This is a genomic window from Flavobacterium sp. K77 (assembly GCF_021608205.1).
In the GTDB taxonomy this organism is placed as follows: domain Bacteria; phylum Bacteroidota; class Bacteroidia; order Flavobacteriales; family Flavobacteriaceae; genus Flavobacterium; species Flavobacterium turcicum.
This window is the reverse complement of sequence record NZ_JAKIHO010000001.1, coordinates 528,263-547,555: the sequence shown is the minus strand read 5'-3', so window position 1 is coordinate 547,555 and position 19,293 is coordinate 528,263. Positions and strand designations below refer to the sequence as shown.

Annotated in this window: 12 protein-coding genes; 6 read left to right on the top strand and 6 right to left on the bottom strand. The window is 35.0% G+C overall.

The window, feature by feature from the left end; genetic code table 11:
* Positions 1 to 96: 96 nt before the first annotated feature.
* From L1S34_RS02405 to L1S34_RS02395, 3 genes are all read right to left on the bottom strand, one after another.
* Positions 97 to 1,617, bottom strand: a complete 1,521-nt coding sequence (locus tag L1S34_RS02405) for a RagB/SusD family nutrient uptake outer membrane protein (RefSeq protein WP_166133069.1) — start codon at positions 1,615 to 1,617, stop codon at positions 97 to 99.
* A gap of 11 nt (positions 1,618 to 1,628) precedes the next feature.
* On the bottom strand, positions 1,629 to 4,598 hold the full coding sequence (locus L1S34_RS02400) for a SusC/RagA family TonB-linked outer membrane protein (protein ID WP_236362653.1): 2,970 nt from the start codon (positions 4,596 to 4,598) through the stop codon (positions 1,629 to 1,631).
* Between the two features lie 556 nt (positions 4,599 to 5,154).
* Positions 5,155 to 7,161, bottom strand: coding sequence for a glycosyl hydrolase family 95 catalytic domain-containing protein (locus L1S34_RS02395; RefSeq protein ID WP_236362651.1), 2,007 nt, complete (start codon positions 7,159 to 7,161; stop codon positions 5,155 to 5,157).
* A gap of 195 nt (positions 7,162 to 7,356) precedes the next feature.
* Between L1S34_RS02395 and L1S34_RS02390 the strand changes: the two genes are divergently transcribed.
* The 6 genes from L1S34_RS02390 (at position 7,357) to L1S34_RS02365 (ending at position 15,392) form a co-directional block, all read left to right on the top strand.
* The gene (locus L1S34_RS02390) at positions 7,357 to 8,946 is read left to right on the top strand and encodes a glycoside hydrolase family 32 protein (protein ID WP_236362649.1); all 1,590 of its coding nucleotides are present in this window, start codon (positions 7,357 to 7,359) and stop codon (positions 8,944 to 8,946) included.
* A gap of 42 nt (positions 8,947 to 8,988) precedes the next feature.
* Positions 8,989 to 10,311, top strand: a complete 1,323-nt coding sequence (locus L1S34_RS02385; protein ID WP_236362647.1) for a sugar porter family MFS transporter — start codon at positions 8,989 to 8,991, stop codon at positions 10,309 to 10,311.
* 8 nt (positions 10,312 to 10,319) lie between these two features.
* Positions 10,320 to 11,213: a carbohydrate kinase family protein gene (locus L1S34_RS02380; RefSeq protein ID WP_236362645.1), complete on the top strand. Its 894-nt coding sequence runs from the start codon at positions 10,320 to 10,322 to the stop codon at positions 11,211 to 11,213.
* 60 nt (positions 11,214 to 11,273) lie between these two features.
* Positions 11,274 to 13,019, top strand: coding sequence for a glycoside hydrolase family 13 protein (locus L1S34_RS02375; protein WP_236362642.1), 1,746 nt, complete (start codon positions 11,274 to 11,276; stop codon positions 13,017 to 13,019).
* Between the two features lie 126 nt (positions 13,020 to 13,145).
* Positions 13,146 to 14,165, top strand: a complete 1,020-nt coding sequence (locus L1S34_RS02370) for a LacI family DNA-binding transcriptional regulator (protein WP_236362640.1) — start codon at positions 13,146 to 13,148, stop codon at positions 14,163 to 14,165.
* Between the two features lie 198 nt (positions 14,166 to 14,363).
* Complete coding sequence (locus tag L1S34_RS02365; protein WP_236362638.1) at positions 14,364 to 15,392, top strand: LacI family DNA-binding transcriptional regulator; 1,029 nt, start codon at positions 14,364 to 14,366, stop codon at positions 15,390 to 15,392.
* Between the two features lie 2 nt (positions 15,393 to 15,394).
* Here the strand turns inward: L1S34_RS02365 and queG are convergent, their stop codons facing one another.
* The 3 genes from queG to L1S34_RS02350 all read right to left on the bottom strand — a co-directional run bounded on the left by queG (position 15,395) and on the right by L1S34_RS02350 (position 19,286).
* Positions 15,395 to 16,318, bottom strand: a complete 924-nt coding sequence (gene queG, locus L1S34_RS02360; protein ID WP_370637574.1) for a tRNA epoxyqueuosine(34) reductase QueG — start codon at positions 16,316 to 16,318, stop codon at positions 15,395 to 15,397.
* A gap of 36 nt (positions 16,319 to 16,354) precedes the next feature.
* The gene (gene ruvB, locus L1S34_RS02355; protein WP_236362634.1) at positions 16,355 to 17,377 is read right to left on the bottom strand and encodes a Holliday junction branch migration DNA helicase RuvB; all 1,023 of its coding nucleotides are present in this window, start codon (positions 17,375 to 17,377) and stop codon (positions 16,355 to 16,357) included.
* A gap of 112 nt (positions 17,378 to 17,489) precedes the next feature.
* Positions 17,490 to 19,286, bottom strand: coding sequence for a cytochrome c oxidase subunit I (locus tag L1S34_RS02350; RefSeq protein ID WP_236362632.1), 1,797 nt, complete (start codon positions 19,284 to 19,286; stop codon positions 17,490 to 17,492).
* Between the last annotated feature and the right edge of the window lie 7 nt (positions 19,287 to 19,293).

Below are 19,293 nucleotides of genomic sequence, written 5' to 3'. Positions count from 1 at the left end.
TTAGAATAAAAATGAATAAAATAATAAAAAAATAAAGAGGGTAATAAATACCCTCTTCATGACTAACTCAAAAAAATAATTAATTATAAACAACTCTTAATATCCAGGGTTTTGTTTCAAATTAGCATTGAACAAAGCATCCGCTGGGATAGGGAATAAAACATATCTCTTATCAGAAACATAAGGTTTTAAAGCTCTAGCCTCTAAGAATTTCCCAAAACGAATCATGTCGTTTCTTCTCCACCCTTCGTACCAAAGTTCTTTACCTCTCTCTGTGTAAATGGCATCTAAAGTTGTTGGTACAGTACCTGCAACATTAGTTCTTGAAACCAACTGAGCAAATTTAGCAGCATCATTAACACCAGTTCCACCTCGCAAAATTGCCTCTGCTTTCATTAATAAAGCATCTGAATAACGCATCAAAACATAATCGTTTTCCGGTGTTCCTAAATTATCAGCATCTGGGATGTATTTTTGACTTCTAATACCCGCTGTTTCAAGAGTATTTCCGCCTGTGATCAGTGTTAATGCAGGAGTAAAAACAAGTGCATTACCTTTTCTGTCTTTCAACGCTTCTGTCCCACCTGGCTTAAACATTTGTCCTACTTGGAAACCTACGTTGTTACCAAATGCACTAATGATTGCAGGGTCAGCATTTTTAATACGTCTATCGTTTGGATTAAATTTGTTGTAGTACTCAGCTACTGTAGAGAAACCATTCCATCCGTCTGGAGTTTGATTGTAGTGCATAGACATTCTCCAACGAGACTGAATTCCTCCACCTTGACCTCCTCTAATATTTTTAGACGAAAACAAAATTTCAGGAGAAGTGTTGTTTGTAGGCTTAAAGTTATCCCAATAATCTGCAGAAAGATTACCAGTAATCGCGTTTACATGCGTTACCACTTTAGTCATATCAGCTGGATCAAAAGTGTATGGTCCTGCTGCGTCTGCTGCATTGAACACACCTTTATTTAAATACAATTTAGCTAAAAGGAAATGACCTGCATCTGCGTTCGCTATACTTGCATCACCAGCTACTCGTGCTGGTAGATTAGTGATAATTGCTTCCATTTCACTGATTACAAAAGCTGTCGCTTCTTGTCTAGTCCAAACTTTTGGATCTTCTTCAAGTGAACTTCCTGCCTCTCTGTAAGGAACTTGCCCAAACAAATCAATCGCATGGTAGTAATAAAAAGCTCTTAAAAAACGTGCTTGTGTAATTTGAGCAGCGGTTCCGTTTTGAACGACAATATTACAGTTGTATACTTGCGACAGTAAAGAATTCCAAGCGTTTCTGATTTCAATGTTATCAGGAGCCCATGTATGTGTATGCAGCTGTCTCCATTTTGCATTATCATCCCAGTCACCACCTCTTGTTGGCCCCACTAAAGCATCAGTTGACATTTCACCTAATGCGAACATTTTGTCTTGATCCTGAAACCCTCTCAATCCCTCATAGGCACTTACCAATAATGCTGCAGAATTCACTGATGAGCTACCAGTGTTATTCAGCACAACACCATCCAATACCTCCTCATCTAGATTAGTACAACTTACTCCTAGAATAACAGTACTAGTAAACAAGATGCTTTTAATAATATTTATTCTTCTCATTGTTATGTTAATTAAAATGTTACGTTAAGTCCAAGTGATACACTTCTATCTCTTGGGTATGATAAATACTCCATACCTGCAGAAGGTACTCCGTTTAATGATTTATCAGTATCTACCTCTGGATCAGTACCTGAGTAGCTAGTGATTATGAATAAGTTAGAAGCATTTACAAAGAAACGAGCCGATTTGATTTTAAATCTTTCTAAAGAATTAACAGTATATCCAAATGTCAAATTACCCATTCTTAAGAAATCACCTCTTTCTAAGTACTTAGTTGATGGAGAGTTAGGATCTCCTTGAGCTTGAGGAGAAGTAGCTGCCTCTAAAGTTGTATTTCTTCCTCCCAAGAATGCACCTTTAAAGAAGTAAGCATTCGTTGTATTATTATAAATATAATGACCAAATGCACCGTAAAAAGAAGCACTCATATCAAAATTTTTGTATGCTAAACTTGTAGTAAAACCAACGTTGATTTTAGGTAATGGTTGTTTGTCTAATAATTTTTTAGCCGCTGTACCTAAACCAGTATCATTACCTGCAGCATCTGCATAGATTGAATTTCCATCTGCATCATATCCTCTCCACTCATACAAAAAGTAAGTGTAAGCAGGCTGGTTGTTTGTAATTACCTGAGCATATGCATCTGTTAAACCTTGTCCGTTTAATCCACCTGTTTGAATAAATCCTGCAAAGTTTTCAACTTTATTAGTTAAGAAAGATGCATTTCCAGAAACATCCCAAGTTAAATCTTCAGTATCGATTACTTTGTAATTCAATGATACTTCAACTCCTTTATTGATTAAGTTACCAGGTAAGTTTTTAAAACGAGGTGATGGTGGCCCTGGTTGCGTTGCTGCTGCTGGCACAGGGAAAATCAAATCTTTGGTATCTCTTTGAAAGTAATCAACAGAACCTGTTAATTTATTTTTCAACAATTCAAAATCAGCTCCTACACCATATGATTTAGTAGTTTCCCACTTCAAATCAGCATTTGAGTTGGTATCGATATTTAAGTTACCATTGTTACCATATGATGCTCTAGCAATTGCAGAGTTTGGCGCAAACTCTTGGTTACCAGTAATACCGTAGTTTCCTCTAATTTTGAAACTGTTTAACAAACCTTCTTTATCTTCAACAACTTTGTAAGCAACACCTACAGATGGGAAATAATCATACTTGTTGTTTACTCCTAACTTAGTTGATCCGTCAGAACGTAAAGTACCTGTAAGAATTAATTTTTTGTACAATGTAGCATTTACCCTTGCGAAGTACGATTGTAATTCTACTCTATTTCTGAAAGATGAAACTCTGAATTCATTTTGCAAACCTCCTTCAATGTTATCGATTAAGTTTGTCTGGTTCACATCATATCCTTTGCCGCTTGCTGAATTTCCATCTGCATGGTAATCATAGTAAGAGTAACCAACCAATGCATCTAAGTTAAAATTGTCACCGAAATCATTGTTATAGTTCAATGTATGCTCGAAAGTTTTGTTGAACTTGTTTTGATTATTGATATTTGCTGTTCCAAATTTAACTTCACTTGATCCTGGAACATTTGCCTGAAATTGAGCACCTGAGATTTCAATTGTTGGCAACAATTGGCTTTTTCTACTTGAATTTGATGTCTCAATACCAAATAAGAATTGATACTTCAATTTACTGTTAATTTTCCAGGTTGTATTAATGCTTCCTAATAACTTATTAGTATTCGTATAATCAGTATAAGAATCTAAGAGTTGAACTGGATTCAAATAATCATCCCCAACAACATTAAAAGAACCATCTGCATTTCTAATTGGCAAGGTAGGATTCCAATACAAAGCTGTACCAATTACGTTACCTATAAATCCTGCATTATTAGACAAAAGTGTAGCTTGATCTCTTAATGAAGAATAGATAATTCTTGATTCAACTTTTACAGCACCGTTAAACAAATCATTTGAATTGTAAAACGAGGCAGTATATCTGTCTAAACCTGTATTTTTTAAGATACCATCAGTGTTTGATGCACCAAAAGAGATTCTTGTATTTGAGTTCTCTGTAGATTTTGTAAAGGACAAATCGTGATTTTGCGAAAATCCATTTCTAAGCACAGCATCTTTCCAGTTATATGTTCTAGAACCTCTGTCATCTCCACCTGCATCAGCAAATTGTTGCCCACTCATTACATCTAATTTTCCAGACATTTTACTGAATTGGAATGAGGTACTATATGTTAATGAAGGAACGTTAGATTTTCCTTTTTTAGTTGTAATAACGATAACTCCATTCGCTCCACGAGATCCGTAAATAGCAGTTGAAGAAGCATCCTTTAATACAGACATACTCTCAATATCATTTTGGTTGATAAAGTTTAATGGGTTTCTCGCAGATGAAGATCCTAATAAATCAGCACCACCTGCTGAAACATTTCCACCATCCAAAGGAACACCATCAACAACAATAAGTGGTCCGTTACCAGAACGAATAGAAGAATTACCACGAACTCTAATGGCTACGCCAGCACCTGGCTCACCACTTGACTGTGTTACTTGTACACCAGCTACTTTACCACGTAATAATTGTGCAGGAGATGGCGAGGCTACGTTATCAAAACTCTTGGAACTAATTTGATCTACTGCACCAGTTGCATCTTTCTTTTTAACAGATCCGTATCCTATTACAACAACTTCCTTCAACTCTGCCGAATCCTCTTTTAAAAGTACACTCACTGTACTTTTACCAGCTACATTTAATTCTTGCGTTTTAAGACCAATGTAACTAAAAATCAAAACTGCATTTGGCCCAACATTTTTGATAGTAAATTTTCCATCGAAATCAGTTTGAGCTCCGTTTTTTGTTCCTTTTACCAACACAGAAGCCCCTGGAAGAGGACCACTAGCGTCAGAAACTGTACCTGACACATCCTGAGCATAGGTCAAGCTTGTGCAAAGTATCGTCAGAAACAACATCAAGCCTTTAATTAGACTATTTTTCATACGTAATAAATAAGTTGGTTAATAATTTGTTTAAATGGTTTGTTTAATATTAGTTATCAAACATAATTATAATTTTATGATAAATTTAGGATTTACATAAACTATAACGTTTTCGTTAAGCCGAAAACGTTTTCGATTTTAAAATAGATACTGCAATAATTTAATACTAAAATTGAATAAAATATAAAAAATAACAGTAAAAAAAATCAATATTACTGATATTTTCTCTTTCAATAACAAAAAACGTTACACAAACTTCAAAAAAGGTTTCAGTTTTGCAAAATCATTGCGAATTATTCAAAAAAAAGAAGCTCAATTAATTACTAAAGAGAACCCCACCTTTTATAAGTATCAGTCGATAAAATGGTTAGAATTTAATAACCATCAAAAAACTACTAAAAATCACCGATTATCGTTTACCAATTACCGAATTTTTCAAATGAGCCTCAAGTACTGCCAACAATCTTAGTTGGTGCAAAATATCGCCAAAAAAAAAATACAACATTTCCCGCTTGGACAACGGAAAACATTGTATTTACAACAAAAAACAACAATTTTAATTAATCTTAATCGTTCTATTATCAGTACCCAAACCTATAATTGTTAAAGACTTCCATTGCTTTGGTAACAAACCTTTATTGTATTTAAACCCTGTATCCGTTTGCTCAACTCCACCAAATCCAAAAATTACTGCTTGTAACATAGCTCCAGCACCAGTTGCAAAGTAAGGATTATTGCTATTTGCTGATTCAGAAAAAACACCGAAAGGAGGACGACTGTTAAGCAAATATGATTTTACAAAATAATCGTAGGCTTTTTCACGGTCACCCAAGCGCGCGTACAAAACAGATAATACTCCTGATGCCATTGCAGGACCATCTTTTTTATCAATTTTTTCTGCATAATACGCTAAATCACGCTCTACTTGTTTTTTATCAGTAATAACATGTAAAGGATAGGCTAACAAGTTTACATCGGCTTGTTTTATCATTTGTCCATCATAACCGCTGTAATTTTGTGTAATACCATCTTTAGAATGAATTTTAAGTTTTTCGGCAACTGTTTCCCATTTTGGATCAATTGGTTCATTCAAAATTATAGCTGCTTTAATAGTGTTTTTTAATGCTTCAATAGCTGCAGCATTTGTAAAAGCGTTGTCATCTACATGCTGTGCGTATTCATCAGCTCCTACTACGTTTAGAATAGAAAAACTACCATCTACATTTTCACTTACGCGACTCACCCAAAAATCAGCGGTTTCTTTTAAAACTGCCCACTCCTTTTGCAACCAAATTTTATCTTGCGTTAAAGCATAATAATTCCAAAATGCGATAGAAACGTCAGCCGTAATATGTTGTTCAAAAATACCTGTTAAAGCCCAGGTTGGTGTAGCTTCCTCGCCTGTATCATCGGATTCCCAAGGGTACATTGCGCCTTTATAACCATAAATAAAAGCTTTTTGCTTGGCTTTTTCTAATCGATCTGAACGGTAATCTAGGCATGATTTAGCCAAATCGGGTTGCAATGCCAAAAGCGTTGGAAACATCCATAACTCAGTATCCCAAAAAATATGTCCGTTGTAACCTTGTGATGACAAGCCCATGGGCGCAATACTTTGCCTTGTACCTGACCTTATAAATGAATACAAGTTGAACAAGGCAAAACGAACTCTTTGTTGCGCATCAAGATCTCCTTCTATTTGAATGTCTCCAGAATCCCAAAGTACTGACCACGCTTTTTGATGCTTGGCGACCAATTTATCAATTCCTTCTTGTAATGCATAAATAGGCTGTCTTTCAGATTCATTAACAGGATCTGTTACCTCTTTAGAAGTACAAATTCCTCCCGCCACGGCAAAACGATATTTTTGACCTTTACGTAATTTTGTAGTAAAACCAACTTCATTTCCAGTTTGCTGCAAATCTTCAACTTTTTGATCAAACAAAAAAGTTGTAGCTGCCGCTACAGTATATTTCCCCGTACGCGTTTTTGCAACGGTACTAAAAATTGGCATTCGATACTGATTATCTTTTAATATTCTGAACTGACTTTTTGCTTCTTTCAATTCTTCAGGAACAATCATATAATTGCTTGCTTTTAGATCTAAATCTTTAGAAGGAATGATTTCTACAATTGCCATTGCAGAAAAAGGAACTGCTCTATTGGCTAGAATTGTATAAGTAATTTGAGCCAAATTATTAAAGGAGAAAGAAGTTGTGGATGTCCCATTTTTCATAGACACTACTTGCTTCCAATTATCGATTGTGCTTGATTGCACTTCTTTTTGATCTAAAAATAATCTGAGATTCAAAAATTCAATACCGCGAACAATTCTGCTAATCCCATTTTCAGGACTGCCATCATAAACACCATTCAAGATAATCTCTTTGGTTCGCAAAGGGGTATCGTCAGTTACAATTCCTATTTGTCCATTCGCCATTGCAACTCCAAAATAATTGGAGCGCGAAGTAGCTACTAAATTCCACTCATCACCTTGCGTTTGCGCAAAAGTAATAGTGGTTATAAAGAAAATGTAAAGTAACAACTGGCATCTTAAAATCATATGGTTTTATTTGCTTTTTCACTCAAAATTAAAGAAAATAGGTTGCACTAAAATGAAACAAAACAGAAAGTAGCTCATAATTGAATCGAAAACGTTTTCGGCATTTGAAATCAAAATTTCCAAAGGAATATTTTAACATTTCCAAAATAGAATTCTATTTTTATACAAATACTTTAATTTTAAAACCAATTCATTATGAATACGATAACAGAAAAAGCAAGTCGAATACTGATCTTAAGCTGGTTAATTATTGCTTTTTCTTGTAGCAAAAATAATTCGGAAACAACTATCAATAGCGCTTCGGCCGAGGTGTTAAAAAGTGACGATTCAAAAAAATATAAAGAAACATATCGTCCACAATTTCATTTTTCACCAGAAAAAAAATGGATGAACGATCCAAATGGTTTAGTCTATTACAAAGGCGTTTACCACTTGTTTTATCAATATTATCCAGAGGATATCGTTTGGGGACCGATGCACTGGGGACATGCTACAAGTCCTGATTTAATAAACTGGAAACCCGAAAAAATAGCATTGTATCCTGACCAAAACGGACTTATATTTTCGGGCAGTGCTGTCATTGACACACAAAACAGCTCGGGCTTAGGCAGTATTCAAAACCCACCTATGATAGCTATTTTTACCTATCATGATATGGATGGAGAGAAAGCTGGTAAAACCGACTACCAAACACAAGGCTTGGCCTACAGCTTGGATGAAGGAAAATCATGGAAAAAATACAGTCAAAATCCAATTATTAAAAATCCAGGTTTAAAAGATTTTAGAGATCCAAAAGTGTTTTGGAGTGCTGAAACTAGACTTTGGAACATGGCTTTAGTCGCTGGCGATAGAGCACAATTCTATACTTCTAAAAATTTAATTCAATGGAATTTTGAAAGTGAATTTGGTTCAAATGTAGGAGCGCACGGCGGAGTTTGGGAATGCCCTGATCTTTTTAAACTAAAAGTCAATAGAACAAATAAAGAGAAATGGGTTTTATTAATTAGTATCAATCCTGGAGCGCCAAATGGTGGGTCAGGAACACAATATTTTATAGGTGATTACGATGGAAAACGTTTTACGACCGATCAAAAAGATATAAAATGGGTGGATTACGGAACTGATAATTATGCCGGTGTAACCTACAACAATACACCAAATGGCGAGCGTGTTTTTATAGGATGGATGAGTAATTGGGCCTATGCTCGCAATACTCCAACTAAAAACTGGAGAAGTGCTATGACTTTGCCAAGAACACTCGCTTTGACAGAAACTAATGGAGTTTACAATTTACAAAGTCAAGTTGTTAAGCAACTAAAATCATCTGAAAAAGTAGCATTTGAAAGAGACAAAATGACGATTGAAAATGACAAACCAAAAACGTTTACATACGCCTTGCTAAATCAATCTAAAATCGATTTTAAGGCAAAAAATGAGGATTTAAAACTAGTATTCTCCAATAATGTCAAGGATTCTCTGGTGGTTTATTACGATGCTCAACTGAAGAGCTTTACACTAGATAGACGAAACTCTGGACAAGTAAAATTTGAAAAATCGTTCGGAGCACAAAGCCAAAATACCAAAACACCATTACTGCAATCAAAGACCATTCACTATCAAATCTTTTTAGATTGGTCATCCATTGAACTTTTTCTAGGAGGTGGAACCTACAGTTTCACAGCACAAATTTTCCCGAATCAGCCGTATACAAAACTGAGCATCAGCTCAAAGAAAGATCAATGCTTAAAGGACTTTTCTATTTCGAAAATCAATAGTATTTGGTAACTACTTCTTAAAAAAACGCATTAATTTTTTAAAACTAAAAACATGAATCAAAAGAAAATCTTATACTGGTCTATTATTGTTGCTTTTGCGGGATTCCTATTTGGCTTTGACACTGTTGTCATTTCGGGCGCTGATAAACAATTACAGCAATTATGGGGTTCTAGTGATCTATTCCACGGCTTAGTTGTGATGTCATCAGCACTTTGGGGAACTGTTATTGGAGCTGTATTTGGTGCTTTTCCGACCAATATTTTGGGCCGAAAATATACGCTACTGCTTATTGGTATATTGTTTTTTGTTTCCTCTGTGGGAACTGCTTTTGCAAATGATCCATTTTTGTTTTCAATTTTTAGATTCTTAGGTGGTATAGGTATTGGAGCTTCAACTATTGCGGCGCCAACCTACGTTTCAGAAATTGCTCCAGCAAAAGACCGAGGAAAGTTGGTTGCACTGTATCAATTCAACATCGTTTTTGGAATCTTAATTGCTTTTACATCCAACTATTACTTGCAAGATATTGGCGCCAATTCTTGGCGATGGATGCTGGGCATTCAAGCTTTTCCTTCTCTGATTTATACAGTACTAATTTTTTGGATTCCTGAAAGTCCGCGTTGGATTTTAGAATATAAAAAGGACCTAAATAAAGCTAGAGCCATTTTAAAACAAATTTATACTGACGAGGCAGTTGCTACGGCCATTGCTGCGATGGAAAAAGAAACGCAACAAGAGGACAAAAACGAATCTATTTTTATGAAAAAATATAGAAAACCACTTCTTTTGGCCTTTTTTATTGCTTTCTTTAATCAACTTTCCGGGATCAATGCGTTCTTATATTACGCACCCCGAATATTTGAACTTGCCGGATTAGAAAAATCAGCTTCGTTTTTGAGCAGTATTGGAATTGGAATTATCAATTTAATTTTTACCATGATAGGAATTACTCTAATTGACCGTTTCGGACGAAAAACACTCATGTACTTAGGCTCTGTAGGTTATATTATCTCGCTAGGACTTGTTACTACTGCTTTCTATTACGAATGGAAAGGAATGGCTGTTCCTCTATTTTTCTTCCTATTTATCGCATCACATGCCGTAGGGCAAGGCGCCGTAATTTGGGTTTTTATCTCTGAACTTTTTCCAAATAAATTACGAGCAGCTGGAAGCTCTTTTGGTACATCAGTGCATTGGGTATTGGCTGCTTTAATTCCGTCATTTATTCCGTTCTTATTTAAAGTAATAGGAACAACTACTGTTTTTGCAATCTTTTGTTTAATGATGGTATTGCAACTCCTTTGGGTTTTTACGAAGATGCCCGAAACCAAAGGACGAACACTAGAAGAATTATCTGAAAGTTTATCAAAATAATAAGTGCTATGGCTAAAAAAGTAATTTGTTTTGGAGAAGTATTGTTTGATGTGTTTCCTACACATACTAAAATTGGTGGCGCACCTTTAAACGTAGCACTGCGCCTAAGTTCACTGGGTATCGAAACCCAAATTATCAGTCGTATTGGTAGCGATGCACTTGGTGTTGAAATGCTCGATTATATTAGCCAAAATGGAGTTTCAACAAACTCCATTCAAAAAGACCAAATTTATAAAACAGGTGAAGTTATTGTAATATTAGATCAGAAAGGTTCTGCCTCTTACACGATCAATTATCCCGTGGCTTGGGACAAAATAACCTGCAATCCTGAAGATGAAAATGTTGTAAAAAAAGCTGATGCTTTTGTATTTGGCACTCTTGCAAGTCGCGATGCGGTCGCAAAGCAAAGCCTTTTCGAGCTGATAAATTACAGCAAATATTCGGTATTTGACGTTAACCTAAGGGCGCCTTACTACACAAAAGATGTAATAGATCAATTAATGCTACAAGCAGATTTCATAAAATTTAACGATGACGAATTGTATGAAATTAGCGCCTTGATGAATTCACCATTTCATTCCTTAGAGCAAAACATACTTTTCATTGCTGAACAAACTAGAACAAAACATATTTGCGTAACGAAAGGAAGTCATGGCGCAGTTTTATACTACAATAACAAAATGTACTATAACAGCGGATATAAGATTAATGTTGTTGATACTGTTGGATCTGGCGATTCCTTTTTAGCAGGATTGCTTTCTAAACTCTTAACAGATGCAAATCCGCAAGAGGCAATTGATTTCGCATGTGCTCTAGGTGCTTTGGTAGCCACTCATGAAGGTGCAAATCCAACAATTTCTGCAGAAAAAACAAAAAACTTTATGAACCCCGTGCTGTTCTGATTCTTTTTCGTTTTAATTATTTTAAATCTAATCAAAAAATATATTTTAATTCAAACAATCATGAAAACTACACTCGCATTATACTTATTGACAACTCTTACTTTATTTTCTACTGAAAGATTATCGGCTCAAAACAAGTTTCTTGAAACAATTCAAAAAAACGATACCAAATGGTGGAAAGAAGCTGTAGTTTATCAAATTTATCCCCGCAGTTTTAAAGATAGTGACGGCGATGGAGTTGGTGATTTAAAGGGAATTATTTCTAAACTAGACTATATAAAAAGTTTAGGTGTTGATGCGATTTGGCTTAACCCTATCTACACATCTCCTAATGATGACAACGGTTACGACATCAGTAACTATAGGGAAATTATGAGCGATTTTGGTACTATGAATGACTTCGATCTTTTACTAAAAGGTATGCATCAACGAGGTTTAAAACTCATTATGGATATAGTGGTTAATCATAGTAGTGATGAACATGAATGGTTTAAGCAGTCCAAAAGTTCTAGAGATAATAAATACAGAGACTATTATCATTGGTGGCCTGCTGAAAAAGGTAAACCACCTTATCGCTGGAGTTTTTTTGATGTTAATAGTGACGCTTGGAAATATGATGCAAAAACGGATGCATATTATTTGCATTATTTCTCTCAGAAACAACCAGATTTAAATTGGGAAAACCCAACGGTAAGGCAGGAAATTTATGAAATGATGCGCTTTTGGTTAGACAAGGGAATTGATGGTTTTCGAATGGATGCGTTTCAGTTTGCATCAAAAGATACTACTTGGCCAGAATTACCACAAGGATACGAGAAAAACATTATTAAATACTACGGAGTTGGCCCCCATTTGCATGATTATCTACAAGAAATGAATAAGGAGGTTTTTAGCAAATATGATATTATGACTGTTGCTGAAGGTGCCGGAAGCACACCTGAAGAAGCAATGCTCTTTGTTGATCCAGATCGTAAAGAATTAAATATGGCTTACCATTTTGAAAGTGTAGATATTGGCAAACATATCAATGATTTTGGGCTAGTTAAATACAAAGATATATTTTCTAGATACGATCAAACATTTAAAGATAAAGGATGGCTTTCTATTTTCTTGGCAAATCACGATCAACCTAGAATGGTAAGTAAATTTGGTAATGATTCGGTTCAATTTCGCTCATTATCATCAAAAATGCTCTCTACATTTATCATGTGCATGCGTGGTACTCCTTACTACTATAACGGTGACGAATTAGGTATGACCAACATACGCTTTGACTCTATTGAAGATTATAAAGATGTAGATACGCGTAATAAATACATAGGATTAAAAAATAAGGGCGGTGATTTAAAGGCGTTTTTAGAGGGCCAAAAACAAACATCTAGGGAAAACGGCAGAACACCTTTTCAATGGGATTCAACCAAAAATGGAGGTTTTTCGGAAGGTAAACCTTGGTTAAAAGTAAATCCTAATTATTCCTTTATCAATGTCGAGTTGCAAGAAAACGACCCCAATTCAACTTTAAATTATTTTAGATCATTAGTCCAATTACGAAAGAAAGACCCCGTTCTTGTTTACGGTAAATACACCATTTTAGATAAAGAAAATCCTTCTGTTTTTGCATTTACCCGCGAGTTAAACGACAAAAAAATACTTGTGCTATTAAATTTTTCAGAGAAAGAATCAACGTTTAACATCGCATTGCCAACAAGTAAATTTAAAATCATACTAGATAATTACTCCTCGACAAAAGAAATGAAGAAAAATACGCTTCGTCCTTACGAAGCAGTAATAATTGAAATCAAATAAAATTTGATATTTCTGTAAAGCTTTAAAACAACAAACTGTTTTTTGAAAATTGGTTTACAACAAATATATTGTAAATTCGTTTTTAAAAAGCAGTTTTTTTGGCTTTCACATATAGAGAATTTAACTATGAATAATCCAACTCTCAAAGAAATTGCAAACCAACTCGGAATCTCAATAACAACCGTTTCAAAGGCTTTAAAGGGATATAGTGATGTGAGTGCAGCGACCAAAAAAGCGGTTGTTGATTTAGCACAACAATTACATTACACGCCAAATAGTTTTGCCGTGAACCTGAGAACCAAAGAGTCGAAAACAATTGGACTTATTATTCCAACATTGGTGCATGATTTTTTTGCAACTGTTATCAAGGGGATTTTAGAAGAAGCCGAAAAAAGAGACTACTTGGTTATTATTTTACAATCAAACGAAAAAGTAAGTTTTGAAAAAAAACAGCTGGAACTGCTACTTCAAAAAAGAGTCGATGGGATACTGATGTCATTATCTAATGAAACAGGTGACTTTGAACATATTAATGCCATCTTAAAACAAAAAACTCCGCTTGTTCTTTTTGACAAAATTGCCAAAGTTGTTCCTTGTTCAAAAGTTACTATAAACGACCAAAAAGCAGCTTACGATGCGGTAGCATATTTAATAAAGAAAGGACACAAAAAAATTGCACACTTACGAGGTTCATACTTGCCACAAAACGCCATAGATCGTTTTTTGGGTTATAAAAAAGCGCTAGAAGATCATCAAATCAAATACAATCCTAGTCTTGTGTTTGCTTGCGAGAACAACTTAGATTTTGAAGACGGATATGAAAACACAATGCAATTAATTGCTTCACATCCCGATACTGATGCCATTTTTGCCGTTACAGATATGGCCGCTATTGGCGCCATGAAATACTTGAGCGAATCTGGGATACAAATTCCGAATCAAATAGCGGTATTAGGATTTAGTAATTGGTTCATGTCAGAGGTTATAACTCCAAAACTATCAACTATTAATCAGCCCGGATTTGAAATTGGACAAAAAGCAGCAGCCATTTTATTTGATGAAATTTCGGCAAAGAAAGCGAATCAAAAAGTTAACCCTCAATTTATAGAAGTTACTACATCAATAATCGAAAGAGAATCTACCTAGTCTATTTCACTATTCAAAAAATCAGATTATTTACATCTTCTAATTAAAACAAGATTAACAGCTAAAACACTCCGGAAATTAATATATTGCGATTGATTTAAAGATCATTAACACCGTTACATAACTAAAAACTAACTACACAAATCTAAAATCAATTGCAGTTACTATTGATTTTGGATCTCCCACACAAGCATCATCATGAAAGATATTACACTGAAAGAAATAGCAGAAAAACTTGGGATATCAATAACTACAGTTTCAAAAGCATTAAAAAACTATCCAGATGTAAGCGAAAAAACAAAAAAAGCAGTACTTGCCCTTGCCCAAGAACTGCATTATACTCCCAATAGTTTTGCCGTTAATCTTAGAACCAAAGAATCGAAAACTATAGGACTAATTATTCCCGAAGTAGTTCATCATTTCTTTTCCAACGTAGTAAATGCAATCATTGACGAAGCAGAGAAAAAAGGCTATTTGGTTATTATTTTACAATCAAATGAAACACTTGAATTAGAGAAAAAACAAGTAGAACTATTGATCAACAAAAGGGTAGACGGAATTATTATGTCACTCTCTAACGAATCAAACAACGACGATCACATTAAGGAAATTATAAATAGAAATATTCCTTTTGTTATGTTCGATAAGATTGCCAAGCTTTCTAAATGCAACAAAGTTGTTATCAACGATCAAAAAGCCGCTTTCAATGCAGTGCAACATCTCATTGACAAAGGATGCAAAAGGATAGCTCATATACGTGGCCCCTTAAATCCGCAAAACGCAATTGACCGCTACATTGGTTACAAAAAAGCATTAGAAAAAAATCACATTCCGTTTGATGCTAATTTAGTATACACCTGCGAAAACGTAACCTTTGACGAAGGACGTCAGTTTGCAGAAAAAATAGTGAACGATCATAAAGATGTTGATGGAATATTCGCTGTTACAGATCTTGTAGCAGTAGGTGTGATTGCTTATTTAAACGAACAAAAAATTGAGATACCTAAAAAAATTGCAATTATAGGATTTAGCAATTGGTTTATGTCGCAAGTGATTTCACCAAAGTTGAGCACCGTTGATCAACCGAGTCACGAAATGGGAATTGAATCGTTTAATTTACTACTTGAGGAAATGGTATGCCACAAGGATGGGCTTACGTTCGAACCTAGAACAGTTGAATTAGACACAAAAATAATTGAAAGAGAATCTACTATGAAAGTACAATAGCGCTATAGTTCCAAAAACTTAATATTTCTCATAAGTCCGTCATATTTCGTACGCTTTATTGGCGAATTCTTAAAAACCACCCTGAATGTTTCTTCGGTGATTTCGATCCAATCTTGTTTTGACATGGAGAGCAAATCTGGATTTGCAGTAAACAACGGTTCATTATGTGGTTTAGAAAAACGGTTCCAAGGACAAACATCTTGACAAACATCACAACCAAAGGCCCAATCATCGAACTTACCTTTCATATCAACGGGAAGGTTATCCTTAAGTTCAATAGTGTAATAGGAAATACATTTGCTACCGTTTACCACATACGGACTTTCAATGGCTTGTGTGGGACAACTATCAATACAGGCCGTACAAGTTCCGCAATGATCCGATGTAATGGTATCGTAATCAAGCTCCAAATCGATAATCAATTCGGCAATAAAATAAAAAGAACCTACTTTTTGGGTAATTAAATTGCTGTTTTTCCCGATCCAACCCAAACCACTCTTTGCTGCCCAAGCTTTATCTAAAACAGGAGCGGAATCCACAAAAGCTCTACCGGACACAGCACCTATATTCTCGTTAATGGAATACAATAGCTCTTTTAATTTCTCTTTTATCACCAAATGATAATCAGTTCCGTAAGCGTACTTTGAAATCTTAAAAGTATCCTCAATTTGATTTTGTTCAGGAAAATAATTCAATAACAACGACACTACACTTTTTGCATCGTCAACCAACAGCGTAGGGTCCAAGCGCTTGTCAAAATGATTCTCCATATAAGCCATTTGACCATGACTATTTAATTTTAGCCACTTCTCCAATCGAGAAGCTTCGGTTTCTAAAAAACCAGCCTTCGATATGCCACAAGACATAAATCCCAACTTTTTGGCTTCGGTTTTGATAAAGGAAGTATATTTTGATTTAGTGCTAATAAAAAGTGCTTTTAAATTTATTTAAACATCAAAGAATTAAAATAAACCTTGTTGAATGTTCGTTTTTAGTTTACCTAGATGTTTGTAGGCCTTGTCAGTTACTTCTCGACCACGTGGAGTTCTCATAATAAAACCTTCTTGAATTAAAAAAGGTTCATATACTTCTTCAATCGTTTCACTACTCTCAGATACAGCAGTTGCCAACGTTGTCAATCCAACAGGGCCTCCTTTGAACTTATCAATTATAGTTGTTAGAATTTTGTTATCCATCTCATCTAATCCATGCGCATCTACATTAAGAGCTTTTAACGCATATTTAGCAATTCCTATATCAATAGTGCCGTTGCCCTTAATTTGAGCAAAATCACGTACCCTACGCAACAATGCATTTGCAATACGGGGTGTGCCTCTACTTCTACCAGCAATTTCAATAGCAGCTTCCATCGAAATTGGCATTTGAAAAATAGCTGAGCTACGTTCCACAATTGTAGTTAATAATTCAGTGGTATAATATTGCAAACGGGAAGAAATACCAAAACGAGCACGCATAGGAGCAGTTAATAAACCAGAACGCGTAGTTGCACCTATAAGTGTAAAGGGATTCAAATTAATTTGAACGGTCCTAGCATTAGGACCAGACTCAATCATAATGTCAATTTTATAATCCTCCATAGCAGAATATAAATATTCCTCAACAATCGGACTTAAACGATGAATTTCATCAATAAATAGTACATCTCTCTCCTCTAAATTGGTCAACAATCCTGCAAGGTCACCTGGTTTATCTAAAACCGGACCAGATGTTATTTTGATACCCACTTGTAATTCATTAGCTAAGATATTAGCAAGTGTAGTTTTACCTAGCCCTGGAGGTCCATGAAAGAGTGTATGATCAAGCGCCTCATTACGTTGATTGGCTGCTTGAACAAATATTTTAAGATTTTCGAGTACCTGATCTTGACCTGAAAAATCATCAAAGCTTAGAGGCCTTAACTTCTTTTCAATATCAAGCTCTTCAGTACTAAAACTGCGAGAAGTAGGATCTAAATTTTCGTTCATACAACAAAGATAGTAAAGAGAGTCCTAAAATGAAACCACAACAACCTGCAAAGAGAATAATAATTACGTCTATAAAAAAAGCCTCTACTTTGGTAGAGGCTTAAATTTATTTTTAGTGGTGTAAAACTTCTTCACCTTCTTTCATAGGAACGTTTTGTGGTACAAAATCTTCCTCATGATTTGGGTTACTGTAGTCATACGGCCAACGATGTACTTCAGGAATTTCTCCAGGCCAGTTACCATGTATATGTTCTACTGGTGCAGTCCACTCTAGAGTATTAGATTTCCATGGATTCATTACAGATTTCTTACCGTAAAAAATACTACTAAAGAAGTTGTATAAGAAAACCAATTGGAAAGCACCTCCAACAAGTGCAAACATAGTTATCAAAACATTGACATTTTGCAAGTCATCAAACAATGGGAAGTTTGTATTTGTATAGTAACGTCTTGGCAAACCAGCTAAACCAATAAAGTGCATTGGGAAGAAAACACCATAAGCACAAATCGCAGTTACCCAAAAGTGTACATATCCAAGATTCTTATTCAACATACGACCAAACATTCTTGGAAACCAATGATAAATACCAGCAAACATACCATATAATGCAGAAATACCCATTACCAAGTGAAAGTGTGCAACAACAAAATAGGTATCATGAACATTAATATCTAATGTACTATCTCCTAAAATGATTCCAGTCAAACCTCCTGTAATAAAAGTAGAAACTAAACCAATTGAAAACAACATCGCAGGATTTAATTGCAAGTTACCTTTCCATAAAGTAGTGATATAATTAAACGCCTTTACTGCAGATGGAATAGCAATCAATAGAGTTGTAAAGGTAAATACAGATCCAAGGAAAGGATTCATACCAGATATAAACATATGGTGTCCCCAAACAATAGTAGACAAGAATGCAATTGCCAAAATAGACATAATCATCGCTCTGTAACCAAAGATTGGTTTACGTGAGTTTGTAGCAATAACCTCAGAAGTAATTCCTAATGCAGGTAATAATATGATATAAACCTCTGGGTGCCCTAGAAACCAGAACAAGTGCTCAAACAATACAGGAGAACCTCCTTGATAATGTAATACTTCACCAGCGATATAAATATCAGATAGGAAGAAAGAAGTACCAAAACTTCTATCGAAAATCAATAATAAAGCAGCAGATAATAAAACTGGAAAGGAAATAATACCAATAATAGCAGTTACAAAAAACGCCCAAATTGTAAGCGGCATTCTTGTCATTGTCATCCCTTTAGTTCTTAAATTAATTACTGTAACAACATAATTTAAAGAACCCATTAATGAAGAAGCGATGAAAATAGCCATTGAAACCAACCATAAAGTCATACCAGTACCTGAACCAGGAATAGCCTGTGGCAATGCACTTAGAGGAGGATAAATTGTCCAACCCGCAGAAGCAGGTCCAGCTTCAACAAAAAGAGAACCAACCATGATAACACTTGATAAAAAGAACAACCAATAAGATACCATGTTCATAAAACCTGAAGCCATATCTCGAGCACCAAGTTGAAGTGGAATTAACAAGTTACTAAATGTACCACTTAATGCAGCGGTTAATACAAAGAAAACCATAATGGTTCCGTGAATAGTAACTAATGCTAGATAAATATCGTTAGCCATAACTCCATCAGGAGCAAATTTATCCCCTAATAAAACATTAAATATTTTAAAAGATTCTTCTGGCCAAGCCAACTGTAATCTAAAAAGTAATGATAATGAGACACCTATAACTCCCATTAAAATACCAGTAATTAAATACTGCTTAGCAATCATTTTATGATCTATACTAAAAATATATTTAGTAATAAAAGTGTCTTTATGGTGGTGTTCGTGTTCGTGATCTAATGCGTGATCGTGACCTTCTGCTGACATATATGTT